The 12,931-nt window shown below is 71.0% G+C and carries 10 protein-coding genes and 1 tRNA gene; 5 read left to right on the plus strand and 6 right to left on the minus strand.

Annotated features, from left to right (window positions below):
- Positions 1 to 699 carry a TetR family transcriptional regulator gene (locus EXE59_RS13445; protein ID WP_135839360.1) on the minus strand — a complete coding sequence of 233 codons (699 nt, stop codon included), beginning with the start codon at positions 697 to 699 and terminating at the stop codon, positions 1 to 3.
- A gap of 141 nt (positions 700 to 840) precedes the next feature.
- Between EXE59_RS13445 and EXE59_RS13450 the strand changes: the two genes are divergently transcribed.
- Positions 841 to 1,929, plus strand: coding sequence for a flavin reductase family protein (locus tag EXE59_RS13450; RefSeq protein ID WP_135839361.1), 1,089 nt, complete (start codon positions 841 to 843; stop codon positions 1,927 to 1,929).
- 14 nt (positions 1,930 to 1,943) lie between these two features.
- Entirely contained in the window at positions 1,944 to 3,035 is a 1,092-nt protein-coding gene (locus EXE59_RS13455; RefSeq protein WP_135839362.1) for a fatty acid desaturase family protein, read from the plus strand.
- Positions 3,036 to 3,050: 15 nt separating this feature from the next.
- Here the strand turns inward: EXE59_RS13455 and EXE59_RS23805 are convergent, their stop codons facing one another.
- Positions 3,051 to 3,227, minus strand: a complete 177-nt coding sequence (locus EXE59_RS23805; RefSeq protein ID WP_168218509.1) for a DUF6104 family protein — start codon at positions 3,225 to 3,227, stop codon at positions 3,051 to 3,053.
- Between the two features lie 15 nt (positions 3,228 to 3,242).
- The gene (locus EXE59_RS13460) at positions 3,243 to 7,034 is read right to left on the minus strand and encodes a multifunctional oxoglutarate decarboxylase/oxoglutarate dehydrogenase thiamine pyrophosphate-binding subunit/dihydrolipoyllysine-residue succinyltransferase subunit (protein ID WP_135839363.1); all 3,792 of its coding nucleotides are present in this window, start codon (positions 7,032 to 7,034) and stop codon (positions 3,243 to 3,245) included.
- Between the two features lie 183 nt (positions 7,035 to 7,217).
- Between EXE59_RS13460 and EXE59_RS13465 the strand changes: the two genes are divergently transcribed.
- Both EXE59_RS13465 and EXE59_RS13470 read left to right on the plus strand, forming a co-directional pair.
- Positions 7,218 to 7,832 (plus strand): hypothetical protein, encoded by a 615-nt coding sequence (locus tag EXE59_RS13465; RefSeq protein ID WP_135839364.1) that lies wholly within the window; start codon positions 7,218 to 7,220, stop codon positions 7,830 to 7,832.
- Positions 7,832 to 8,761: an LCP family protein gene (locus EXE59_RS13470; RefSeq protein ID WP_135839365.1), complete on the plus strand. Its 930-nt coding sequence runs from the start codon at positions 7,832 to 7,834 to the stop codon at positions 8,759 to 8,761. Before EXE59_RS13465 ends, EXE59_RS13470 begins: the two co-directional genes overlap by 1 nt.
- Positions 8,762 to 8,852: 91 nt before the next feature.
- On the opposite strand, the gene EXE59_RS13475 is transcribed toward EXE59_RS13470, so the two are convergent.
- The 3 genes from EXE59_RS13475 to EXE59_RS13485 all read right to left on the minus strand — a co-directional run bounded on the left by EXE59_RS13475 (position 8,853) and on the right by EXE59_RS13485 (position 11,116).
- Entirely contained in the window at positions 8,853 to 10,268 is a 1,416-nt protein-coding gene (locus tag EXE59_RS13475; protein WP_135839366.1) for a choice-of-anchor P family protein, read from the minus strand.
- 212 nt (positions 10,269 to 10,480) lie between these two features.
- Positions 10,481 to 10,553 (minus strand) — tRNA-Arg (locus EXE59_RS13480).
- Positions 10,554 to 10,618: 65 nt separating this feature from the next.
- Positions 10,619 to 11,116 (minus strand): thioesterase family protein, encoded by a 498-nt coding sequence (locus EXE59_RS13485; RefSeq protein WP_135839367.1) that lies wholly within the window; start codon positions 11,114 to 11,116, stop codon positions 10,619 to 10,621.
- 129 nt (positions 11,117 to 11,245) lie between these two features.
- On the opposite strand from EXE59_RS13485, the gene argS reads away from it, so the two are divergent.
- Entirely contained in the window at positions 11,246 to 12,925 is a 1,680-nt protein-coding gene (gene argS, locus EXE59_RS13490; protein WP_135839368.1) for an arginine--tRNA ligase, read from the plus strand.
- Positions 12,926 to 12,931 lie beyond the last annotated feature (6 nt).

The following is a 12,931-nucleotide window of genomic DNA, read 5'->3' on the forward strand; positions in this document are numbered from 1 at the left end:
TCAGTGGGACCCGTCGCCGGCGGGCTCGCGCGAGCGCCAGTTGAGGGCCCCGACGAGGAGCATCCGCAGCTGGGTGCGCGCCTGCGCCAGCGTGCGTTCCTCGGCGTCCGGGTCGTCGACGAGCCGCTCGGCCATCGTCACCACGAAGGACACGATGAGGTCTGCCAGGAGACCGATGTCCGCGCTGGAGTACTGCTCGGCTGCCCCGCTGCGCGCGATGTCGGTGGCGAGCTCACGGGTGATCAGGTCGATCTCCTGCCGGATCGCCTCGCGCACCCGCGGGGGACCGGCCGTGCGCTCGCGCGCGATGAAGGCGTAGTGCGAGCGGTTCTCCCGCACGTGCTGCGCGACGATCGGCAGCGAGCCGTCGATGAAGTCGCGGTACTCGGGGGCGTGCCGCCACACGTCGAGCAGCATGAGGCGAAGCGACCGGAAGCTCTCGTCGACCAGGGCGAGCCCGAGCAGCTCGAGCGAGCCGAAGTGGCGGTAGAAGGCCGTCGGCACCACCCCGACCTGCTTGGCGACCTGCCGCAGCGAGATCGCCGCGAGGTTGGAGTCGGCGGCCAGCGCGAGCGCGGCGTCGAGGATCGCGCGGCGGGTGCGTTCCTTGCGCTCGGCTCGCGACTCCGACGTCGGGTCCGGGCCTGGATCCGCCTCCGGCTCGGGCGCGTCCGGGTCCGTGGGCTCGACGCGAGGCATGCCGAGATCGTAGGGCACGCGGTGCAGGGTGAATGTGCACGCATGTGCACGCACCGTGCGCCGGATCACGCGCGAGGTCGTTGACACCGGGGCGCGACGCGGTCATATTTGAGTGAACAGACGTTCACTCAGGGAGTCGCGATGACCTTGCTCGACCGGGTCGCCCGCTCGCGGACCACGGCCGCACTGGCCTCGCCGCACGGGGTCGACCACTACCTCTCGCGCATCAACCCGATGTGGGCAGCGCACGAGGTGCGGGCCCGCGTCGTCGACGTACGACGCGAGACCGACACCCCGGGCGCTCCCGTCGCCACCCTGACGCTCCGGCCCACCGCCACCTGGCGCGGCCACCGCGCCGGGCAGTACGTCCAGGTGGGCCTCGACCTGCCGGGCTCGGCGCGGCGGATGACCCGCTGCTTCTCGATCTCCTCTGCCGCCTCGGGACCCGGGGAGGAGATCACGCTGACCGTCCGCTCCCACGCCGACGGCCAGGTGAGCAGGCACCTCGTCGACGCCGAGCCCGGCCTGCTGCTCCACCTGTCCCAGGCGCAGGGCGGCTTCACGCTGCCGGTCAGCCCCGCCACCCCCGGCATCGACCCGCTGCTCTTCATCACCGGTGGTTCCGGCATCACGCCGGCCATGTCGATGCTGCGCACGCTGCTGCGCGACGGCTACGACGGTCGCGCAGGACGTCCGGTGACGTTCGTGCACTACGCCCGGTCCGCCGACGACCAGATCTACGCTGGCGAGCTGGCCCGGATCGCCGCGGACGACAACGACGTGACGGTGCACCTGCGCCACGGCGACGCCCGCTTCAGCGAGCTCGACCTGCACCGCCTGGCGCCCGGGTTCCGCGCCATCGACACGTGGGCCTGCGGGCCCGCCGGGATGATGGAGCTGGTGCGGGCGGCGTACGGCGAGAGCCCGCGCCTGCGGCTCGAGCACTTCAAGCCGCCGGTGACGGCCAGCCGAAGCGCCGAGGGCGACGTCGTGTTCGCCGGCGCGGCCCTGCGGGTCGCCAACACCGGCGCCTCCATCCTCGAGCAGGCCGAGGACGCCGGCCTGAGCCCGGCGTACGGCTGCCGGATGGGCATCTGCTTCTCCTGCACCACCCGCAAGTCCGAGGGCACCGTGCGCAACGTCCTCTCCGGCGCCGAGACCTCGCTGCCCGACGAGGACATCCAGATCTGCGTCTCCGCCCCCGTCGGCGACTGCGTCGTCGACCTGTGAAGGAAGGACCCACCATGAAGCCCCACCTGACTCCCGACCAGCTGGACGCGTTCGGCGAGGAGATGGACGCGCTGCGCCGTCGCATCCTCGACGACCTCGGCGAGGACGACGCGGCGTACATCCGTGGCATCGTCAAGCGCCAGCAGCAGCTCGAGGTGCTCGGCCGCGCGCTGTTCTACCTCCCGCCGGCCTGGCCGCTCGCCGTGGCCGCCCTCTCGGTCTCCAAGATCCTCGAGAACATGGAGGTCGGGCACAACGTGATGCACGGCCAGTACGACTGGATGGGCGACCCGCACCTGAACTCGCGGATCTACGAGTGGGACAACGTGTGCCCAAGCGAGCAGTGGAAGTACTCCCACAACTATGTCCACCACACCTTCACCAACATCCTGGGGAAGGACCGCGACATCGGCTACGGCATCCTGCGGATGGACGAGGACCAGGAGTGGCACCCCTACTACCTCGGCAACCCGGTCTACGCCCTGCTGCTGATGGTCTTCTTCGAGTGGGGCGTGGCCATGCACGACCTCAAGGTGGAGAACATCGTCAAGGGCACGCGGACGATGGAGGACAACAAGGCGCTGCATGCCGGGATCATGCGCAAGGTGAGGCGGCAGGCGCTCAAGGACTACCTGCTCTTCCCGGCGCTCACCGGCCCGCTGTTCCCGCTGACCTTCGTGGGCAACGCGACGGCCAACCTGGTCCGCAACGTCTGGGCGTTCAACATCATCTTCTGCGGCCACTTCCCGGCCGGCGCCGAGACGTTCAGCGAGGAGGAGTGCGCGGACGAGTCGCGCGGCCACTGGTACTACCGGCAGGTGCTCGGCTCGGCCAACATCTCCGGCGGCCCGCTCTTCCACGTCCTGTCGGGCAACCTCAGCCACCAGATCGAGCACCACCTGTTCCCCGACCTGCCGGCCAGGCGCTACCCCGAGATCGCTCCCGAGGTGCGCGAGATCCGCGAGCGCTACGGGATCGAGTACACGACGGGACCGCTGCGTCGGCAGCTGGCGAGCGTGGCACGGAAGATCTGCCGCCTCGCGCTGCCGGACCGGCAGCCGAAGCCGTCCGGGGAGCGCAAGACCGTACGCCCGGTCGCGGCCTGAGCCGCTCGGCCGCCCTCAGTCCTCCGGGTCGTCGAGCCTCGCCAGCCAGGTCGCCAGCCGCTCGATCGGCACCTCGAAGTCGGGGTGGGCGTCGACGAAGGCCTGCAGCTGCTCGGCGAGCCAGGCCAGGGTGACTTCCTCGTCACCCCGGCGCCGCTCGAGCTCCTCGATCCCGCGGTCGGTGAAGTACACGGCCCCGGCTCCGTCTCAGTAGTCGGTGCCGCGACCGTGGGGCGACTCGAAGGCCGCGTCGAGCAGTGCCTTCTGCTCCTCCACGTGGCGCTTGATCGTGCCCACCGACGGCGAGGCCGAGGCGGGGCGGGTGATCGGCTCGACCACCATGTCGAGCTGCGGCCACACGGTGAGCTGGTAGTGCGGCCACGGGCCCATGTTGCGGGGCTCGTCCTGCACCCAGCGGATGGCCTTGAGGTTGGGGTACTTGGCGACCTCGGCCCGGATCTCCTCGACCGGGTTCGGGTAGAGGCGTTCCACCCGACCGATCGCGAAGGTGTCACCGCTGTCGCGCTTGCCGCGCTCCACCATGAGGTCCCACGTCACCCGGCCCGAGCACAGGATCAGCGTCTCGACCTTGTCGCGGTCGGCAGCGTCGTCGCCGATGAACGCGCGGAAGGTGGTGTCGCCGACGAAGTCGGCCGGCTGCGAGGCGGCCTCCTTGCGCTTGAGCATCGACTTCGGCGTGAAGACGATGAGGGGGCGGTGCTCCTCGCCGAGCGAGTGCTGCCGCAGCAGGTGGAAGTAGGACGCGGGCGTCGAGGGCTGCGCCACCACCATGGCGTCCTCGGCGCACATCGTCAGGAAGCGCTCGATGCGCGCCGAGCTGTGGTCGGGGCCCTGGCCCTCGTAGCCGTGGGGGAGCAGCAGGACGACACCGGACTGCTGGCGCCACTTGGTCTCGCCCGCGGAGATGAACTCGTCGATGACGGTCTGCGCGCCGTTGACGAAGTCGCCGAACTGGGCCTCCCAGAGCACGAGCGCCTCGGGGCGGGCGACGGAGTAGCCGTACTCGAAGCCGAGCGCGGCGTACTCGGAGAGCAGCGAGTCGTAGACGTAGAACTTCGCCTGGTCCTCGGTGAGGTTGGTCAGCGGCGTCCACTCGTCGGCGTTGGTGCGGTCGATGATCGTGGCGAACCGCGACACGAAGGTGCCGCGGCGCGAGTCCTGGCCGGCCAGGCGTACGGGGCGACCGTCCATCAGCAGCGAGCCGAAGGCGAGGATCTCACCGGTGCCCCAGTCGATGGGGCCGTCGGTGATCGCCGCGGAGCGGCGCTGGAGCTGCGGCATCACCTTGGGGTGGACGGTGAAGTCCTCCGGCGGCGTGACGTAGCTGTCGGCGATCCGCTTGAGCACCTCGGGGCTGACCGCGGTGGAGAAGTCGCCGGCCGGCTTGTCGGGGTAGTCCGGGACGGTCGTCCACTCGGTGGGCGCCTCCGAGCTGGCCTCGCGCACCTCGGTGAAGACCCGCTCGAGCTGCTGCTGGTAGTCCTTGAGGACCTGCTCGGCCTCCTCGACCGTGATGTCGCCGCGGCCGATGAGCGACTCGGTGTAGAGCTTGCGCACGGAGCGCTTCTGCTCGATCAGGTCGTACATGAGCGGCTGGGTGTAGGACGGGTCGTCGCCCTCGTTGTGGCCGCGCCGGCGGTAGCACACGAGGTCGATCACGACGTCCTTGTTGAACGCCTGGCGGTAGTCGAAGGCCAGCCGCGCCACGCGGATGCAGGCCTCCGGGTCGTCGCCGTTGACGTGGAAGATCGGCGCCTGCACCATCCGCGCCACGTCGGTGGCGTAGAGCGAGGAGCGCGACGAGCCGGGTGCGGTGGTGAAGCCGACCTGGTTGTTGATGACCACGTGCACCGTGCCGCCGGTGCGGTAGCCACGCAGCTGCGACAGGTTGAGCGTCTCGGCGACCACGCCCTGGCCGGCGAACGCGGCGTCGCCGTGCACCAGCAGGGGCAGCACCGGGAACTTCTCGCCCTGGTCGAGGATGTCCTGCTTGGCGCGGGCGATGCCCTCCAGGACCGGGTTGACCGCCTCGAGGTGCGAGGGGTTCGCCGCGACGGAGACCTTGATCCGGTCGCCCGAGCCGGCGATGAACTCGCCCTCGGCGCCGAGGTGGTACTTCACGTCGCCCGAGCCCTGCACCGTGCGGGGGTCGATGTTGCCCTCGAACTCACGGAAGATCTGGCTGTACTTCTTGCCGACGATGTTGGCGAGCACGTTGAGCCGACCCCGGTGGGCCATGCCCATCGTCACCTCGTCGAGGCCGGCCTCGGCGGCGGCCTCGCAGATCTCGTCGATCAGGGGGATGGTCGTCTCGCCGCCCTCGAGGCTGAAGCGCTTCTGCCCGACGAACTTCGTCTGGAGGAACGTCTCGAACGCCTCGGCCTGGTTGAGCTTGAGCAGGATCCGCAGCTGCTCCTCGCGGGGCGGCTTCACGTGCGGCTGCTCGACGCGCTCCTGGATCCACTTGCGCTGGTCGGGATCCATGATGTGCATGTACTCGATGCCGGTTGTGCGGCAGTAGGAGTCGCGCAGGATCCCGAGGATGTTGCGCAGCTTCATGAACCGACGGCCCTCGCCACCGAACGACCCGGTCGCGAACTCGCGGTCGAGGTCCCACAGGGTCAGCCCGTGCGACTCCACCTCGAGGTCGGGGTGGCTGCGCTGGCGGTACTCGAGGGGGTCGGTGTCGGCCATCAGGTGGCCGCGGACCCGGTAGGCGTGGATCAGCTCGAGGATGCGGGCCTGCTTGACGATGTCGTCGTCGTGGCTGGCCACCACGTCGCGCGCCCAGCGGATCGGCTCGTAGGGGATGCGCAGCGAGCGGAAGATCTCGTCGAAGAAGTCGTTCTCGCCGAGCAGCAGGCCGTGCACGCGCTTGAGGAACTCGCCCGACTGGGCGCCCTGGATGACGCGGTGGTCGTAGGTCGAGGTCAGCGTCATCGCCTTGCTGATGGCGTTGCGGTTGATCGCCTCCTCGGAGGCGCCCTGCCACTCCGGCGGGTACTCCATCGCGCCGACGCCGATGATCGCGCCCTGCCCGGACATCAGTCGCGGCACGGAGTGCACGGTGCCGATGCCGCCGGGGTTGGTCAGGGACATGGTGGTGCCCTGGAAGTCGGCGACGGTGAGCTTGCCGTCGCGCGCCTTGCGGACCATGTCCTCGTAGGCGGTCCAGAAGGCGGCGAAGTCCATCGCCTCGGCGCCCTTGATGTTGGGCACGAGCAGCTGGCGGGTGCCGTCGGGCTTCTGCATGTCGATGGCGAGGCCGAGGTTGATGTGGGCCGGCGTGATCAGGTGGGGCTTGCCGTCGCGGACCTCGTAGCCGACGTTCATCTCCGGCATCGAGCGCAGCGCCTTGACGAGGGCGAAGCCGATGATGTGGGTGAAGGAGACCTTGCCGCCGCGCGCACGGGCGAGGTGGTTGTTGATGACGGTGCGGTTGTCCCACAGCAGCTTGACCGGCAGGGAGCGCACCGAGGTGGCGGTCGGCACGGAGAGCGAGGCGTCCATGTTGGCGGCCGTCCGCGCCGGGGCGCCGCGCAGCACGGTGTAGGTCGGCTCGTCGCTCGCCGGGCTCGGAGCCGCGGGCGTGGGGTCCTTGGCGACCGGCTTGCTGGTGCCCTTGGCGGGCTCGTCGGCGGCGGCCGCGGGTCGGGGCGTGGACTTGGCAGTGGAGGTGGCGGCGGGCCTCCCGGCGGGCTTGTCGGCGGGCTTGTCGGCAGCCTTCTCAGCGTGCTTGTCGGCGGACCGGGTGGCGGGCTGGGCTGCCGGGGCAGCGGCCCGGGCCGGCTCCTTGGCCTTCTCGGTCGCCGCGGGGCTCCCGTTGCCGAAGTACTTCGCCCACTCCGGACCCACGCTCGCGGGGTCCTTGTCGTACTGCTCCTTCATCTCCTCCACGAGCCACTCGTTGGCTCCCAGATCAGATGACGGTGCAACCGAGGACTGGTTGCCGGACTGCCCGTTCGGGGACTGCGCCACGCTTGTTTCGCCTCTTCCAGGATCATCGCGCAAGGTTTGACAACTGTGCCCGTTCAAGGGCGCCCACAAGGCTAGTCCCACACGCACGCAAATGCAGGGGCGGGCTCGTCCTTTGAGGCATGGTGTGGCCCACACCCGCCGTCCCACCTCGCCACCGCACCACCTGCACCGCCTGGAGTCGTCATGCCAAGCCCCTCACCGGGCCGCGCCGCGTGGGCCCGCCGCCTCGCCGCCCCCTTGCTCGTCCTGCTCGTCTCGATGTCGTCCGCGTGCCAGTCCACCGCAGGACCCTCCGCGGCCCCCGAGCGGCTCAGCCGTGGCGACTCGCGGGTGGCGCTGGCCTCGCACCCGGTGCCCACGAGGACCACGATCCACCGGGTCTTCGGCCGCCTGCCCGACGCCCGCCGCAAGGCCGTGCGCAGGCAGGTCGGCGCCGTGGTCGACCGCTGGTGGGAGGCGGCGTACCTCGGCGGCGCCTATCCCCGCAGCAGCTTCCCGTCGGCCTTCCCCGGGTTCACCGACGCGGCGCAGAAGCGCGCGCGGGGGGACAAGGCGCTGCTCACCAACCAGACCGGCGGCCCCCGCATCGACTCGGTCATCGCGCGCAAGCGGTCGGTGGTGGTCGACATCCTCGCGACGCGCGGGCAGGCGCGGACCGTGACCGCCCACGTCCTGCTGAAGTTCGACACGACCGGCTCGAAGACCGGCACCACGACCGTGCGCGGGCGGCTGTTCCTCACCCGCAAGCGCGGGGCGTGGCGGATCTTCGGCTACGACATCGCGAAAGGAGCCCGGTGATGGACCGTCTCGCAGGCCGCGTACGCCGCGCCCGCCGCTGGGGCAGGGCGGCCGCGCTCACCCTCGTCCTCGGCGTGACCGCCCTCGTCGTGCCGCAGTCGGCGGTGCAGCCGACCGACGTCTCCCTCGTGAAGATCCGGCACGCGCAGGGAGTGGCCACCGGCGGCGAGGACGTCGTGTGGATCCTTGCCGTCGGCTCCGACGCCCGACCGGGCCAGGCCATGACCCGGGCGCGCGGGGACGCGCTGCAGCTGGTCGGGATCAACACCCGGACCGGCGCGGCGACCGCGATCGGGGTGCCGCGCGACTCCTGGGTGTCGATCCCGGGCGATGGCAGGGAGAAGATCAACTCCGCCCTCTACTTCGCCGGCCCGCGTGGCATGGCGGGCGCGATGCGCAACCTCGTCGGCATCGAGCCCGACTACGTCATGGTGACCCGGTTCCCCTTCTTCGAGGACATGGTCGACGACATCGGCGGCATCACCGTCACGAACCCGCGCCGCTTCTCGGACCCGAACCTCAAGAAGGAGGGGTTCCGCAAGGGACGCATCCGCCTCGGCGGCTACGACGCGATGGCCTTCTCGCGGATCCGGTACAACCTCTCGGGCGGTGACTTCGACCGCTCGGCCAACCAGCAGCGGACGCTTCGCGGGATCCACGCCCGGATCCGCAGCCAGGCCGACCGGCCGGGCTTCATCGAGCGCGGCGTGATGACCGTGATGGCGCACACCGACACCAACGCCTCGCCCGCCGAGCTGTTCGAGATCGCGCAAGCCGTCGCCCAGGTCGACCCGCGCCGCATCACGACGTGCGTGGTGCAGGGCCGGATCGGGTTCGTGGGGGCGGCGAGCGTGGTCTTCCCCGACGTCGCCCAGGCCCGGCGGCTGGGACGCGAGGCCCGCCGGGACGCCACCCTCCGCGGCTGCTGAGGCCGCTGACGAGGGGGCGTCCCGGCGCCGGCCCGCACGCCGGCCCGCACGCCGGCCCGCACGCCGGCCCGCACGCCGGCCCGCACGCCGGTCAGTGCGGGTAGATGCGCCCCGCGGTCCTGGCCAGGTCGATGACCACCGCGTCGGAGTAGAGCTTGATCCGCAGCCCGATCACCTGCGAGCCGCGGTAGCCGGTGTCGACGAGCTGGCGCTGGATCTCCCCGACGCCGTTGGGCAGCTCCACCACGCCGCCGGGGGCGGGGACCTCCAGCGGCTGGCCGCCGACGGTGATCGACCCGATCGCGGTCGAGACCTTCGAGCGGACCCGCTTGCCGGCCTTCTGGCGCATCGCTGCGCGTGAGCTGAGGTCGGTGATGACGAGCTGGGCGGTGGGGATGGACACCGACCGGATCGCCGTGCGTGACCAGCCCTTGGCGACCTTCTTCCTGCCGAGCTGGTCGCCGTTGACCTGGTAGCTCACGCCGTCGAGGAGGACGGGCACCGGCACCAGCTGGCTGGCGTGCGGGACCCGGTAGGTCTGGGTGCGCCCGCGCGAGCCCTGGCAGGGGAGGGCCTTGTGCTGGACGTTGCCGAACCTCAGGGCGCCGTCGAGGACCTGGTAGTCCATGGCGGTGCCCCCGGACCGGAACACTCCCACCGGCGCCGGACCGCCCATCCGGACCCGGGCCGTGCCGAGCTCGACGAGCTGGCGGCGGTCACCGGCGGTCACCTCGATCCGCAGGGCCGAGGCCTGGGACTGGGCGTTGCGGTCGTTCGCCCGGCCGTTCTCGTAGCCGAGCGCGATCGACCCGAGGCCCGGGATCACGATCGGCTTCGTCACGTCGCTGAGCACCTCGAAGACCTGCTGGGCGGCCTGCTGGGTGCCCGTGAACACCGTGTCGCTGACCTGGTCGAGCGGCGCGAGGAGCTCCTGGAGCTCGGGCGGCAGCTGCTGCACGACGGTGTTCTCGAGGAGCTCGAGGGAGATGCTGGCGAAGGTGAAGCTCTCGGCGTGGCCGTAGCCCTGCGGGGTGTTGAAGGCGTGCGCCGTGGTCTGCAGGCCCTTGATCACCAGCCGTGGCGTCGTCAGCGGGCCCACGGTGCCGCCGATGCTGATGTCGCCGATCGTGTTGGTCCCGCGTACGCCGTGGGTGGCGCCGTCGACGTACGTCTCCGTGCGGCTGGTGCTGGCCGAGACCCGGATGAGCGGGTTGTCCGGGACCGAGACCGCGCTCCGCTGCTCCACGACCTTGCCGGCCGCGCGGGTGCACAGCTGCTGGGCGTGCGCGTCCTTGAGGTTGAGCGCCTCGACGCTGTCGGTCACCAGCTTCACGCCGTAGACGTCACCGCGGTAGCCGAACTTCGTGAGCGTGTCGGAGGACGCGGCCCTGGCGTCGGCGCCGTCGCTCGCGCCGGCGGGGGCTGCCGCCCCGGCGGACAGCACGAGCGCTGCCGTCAGCCCGACGCCCGCCACGGCGGCGAACCGCCGCCCGGATCCCGTGTGCACCTGATCCTCCGCCCGTTGCCGCACGTTCCCTCCCAAGGGTCCTGGGGAGCCCACGACTGTGCCGACCCAGGTGACCGGCCAGTAACTCCCTCGAGCCGTCAACGAGCAGGGCACGGATCGGTGACGGTGCTCACCGCAAGCCGGTCACACGGGACGAGTGCCGTGGGACGACGAAGGCCCGGACCTGGGCGGGTCCGGGCCTTGCGGGTGGGCGCCTCCGGCAGGATTCGAACCTGCGGCACCTGGTACCGGAAACCAGTGCTCTATCCCCTGAGCTACGGAGGCCCGCACCGGCCGGGGGCCGATGCGCGGTGAAGACTACCCGTCGCGATGCGCGCCGGTGAAACCGCCTAGCGGAGTGCGAGGGAGCCGGAGGTCGTGGCCGGGAAGGCCAGGCCCTCGTGCTCGGCGATCCGCGCGTCGAGCGCAGTCGCCACCTCGTCCGGCCACGGGGCCGTCAGGCGGGTCTCGAGGTCGATGTGGAGGAAGATCTCCTCGACCACGCAGGCGACCCGCTCGTGGGTCTCGTCGAGGAGGTACACGAGGACGTGCGCCGCGCGCTCGGAGCGACCGAGGAGGCGTACGCGCGCCGACATCGTGTCGCCGGTGCGCAGCTCGGCGAGGTAGGTGACGTGGTGCTCGGCGGTGAAGCAGGCGTGGCCGTGGGTCAGCGGCCACATCTGCGGGATGCCGACCTCGACGAGGGACTCGTCGAGCCCCTCGCTCGCGATGCCGATGTAGTGGCGGACGTTGAGGTGGCCGTTGATGTCCTCGAAGGGCATCGGCACGGGCTGCTCGACGTAGGCCGGGAGGTCGATCAGCTGGTCGTAGGTCGGGTGCGTCGTCACAGGCAGGACCCTAGGGCAGGTCGACCTTGCCGTGCCGCTGACGTGCCCGCGCCGTGCCCGGTGGGCGGGCGGTGGTCAGGGCGTGAAACCGGTTCGGTCGGGGGCGGCGCCCGCCGATAGGCTTGCCCGGTGAATCCCGAGCAGCTCTCCGAGACCATCGTCGATGCGCTGGCGTCCCTCGTGGCCGACGGCGCGATCACGCTGCCCGACGGCGTGCCGACCCAGGTGACGGTGGAGCGACCCCGGCAGAAGGGGCACGGCGACTACGCCACCAACGTGGCGCTCCAGCTCGCGAAGAAGGCTGGGACCAACCCACGTGCCTTCGCCGACCTCGTCGCCGAGCGCCTCCGCGCCGCCGACGGCATCGCCGAGGTCGAGGTCGCCGGTCCGGGCTTCCTCAACGTGACGGTCGAGGCCGGCGCCCAGGGCCAGGTCGCGGCCGACGTCGTCGCGGCCGGAGCGGCGTACGGACGGACCGGGACGCTGGCCGGACAGTCGATCAACATCGAGTTCATCTCCGCCAACCCGACCGGGCCGCTGCACCTCGGCCACACGCGGTGGGCCGTCCTGGGCGACGCGATCGCCCGGGTGCTGCAGGCGGCGGGCGCCGAGGTGGCGCGCGAGTTCTACATCAACGACCGTGGCAACCAGATGGACCTCTTCGGGGCGTCGCTCGAGGCCGCGGCCCTCGGGCGGCCGATCCCCGACGACGGCTACCAGGGCGGCTACATCGCCGACCTGGCGGCGGCGATCGTGGCCGAACAGCCCGGGATCGTCGACCTGCCAGAGGGCGAGCGGCTCCGCGCGTTCCGCGAGGCCGGCTACGCACTGCAGCTCGCGGAGCAGCAGCGCCAGCTCGACGGCTTCAACACCCACTTCGACGTGTGGTTCTCCGAGCGCGACCTCCACGCCGACGAGTCCCACGGGTCGGTGGCCGACACCCTGCGCGACCTCAAGGACAACGGCCACCTCTTCGAGGCCGACGGAGCGCTCTGGATGCGCACCACCGACTTCGGTGACGACAAGGACCGGGTGCTCATCCGCAGCAACGGCGAGCTGACCTACTTCGCCTCCGACACCGCCTACTACCTCAACAAGCGCGCACGCGGCTTCGACCACTGCATCTACCTGCTCGGCGCCGACCACCACGGCTACGTCGGGCGGCTGCGGGCGATGGCGGCCTGCGTCGGGGACGACCCGGAGCTGACCCTCGACGTGATGATCGGCCAGCTGGTCAAGATCATGCGCGACGGCGAGGAGCTGAGGCTGTCCAAGCGGGCCGGCACGATCGTGACGCTCAACGAGCTCATGGACGAGATCGGCGTCGACGCGCTCCGCTACTCGCTCGCGCGCTACCCCGCCGACAGCCCGCTGACGCTCGACGTCGCCGAGATCACCAAGGCCTCGAGCGACAACCCCGTCTACTACGTGCAGTACGCCCACGCGCGCACGTGCCGGATGATGGAGAACGCCACCGACGTGGGCATGTCCCTCCCGGGCGAGGCGTTCGACCCGTCGCTGCTCGACCACGAGCTCGACGGCCGCCTCCTGCGTGCCCTGGCCGACTACCCGCGCGTGGTCGCCAGCGCCGCGGAGCTCCGCGAGCCGCACCGGGTCTCGCGCTACCTCGAGGACACGGCTGCGGTGTTCAACCGGTGGTACGACACCAAGGAGTGCCGGATGCTGCCGCAGGGCGACGAGCCGGTCACGGCGACCAACGAGGCTCGGCTGGTCCTCGTCCAGGCCGTCCGGACCGTGCTCGCCAACGGCCTCGACCTGCTCGGCGTCTCCGCCCCCGAGAGGATGTGATCGGTC

The sequence above is a fragment of the Nocardioides eburneiflavus genome (assembly GCF_004785795.1).
GTDB classification, from domain to species: Bacteria; Actinomycetota; Actinomycetes; order Propionibacteriales; family Nocardioidaceae; genus Nocardioides; species Nocardioides eburneiflavus.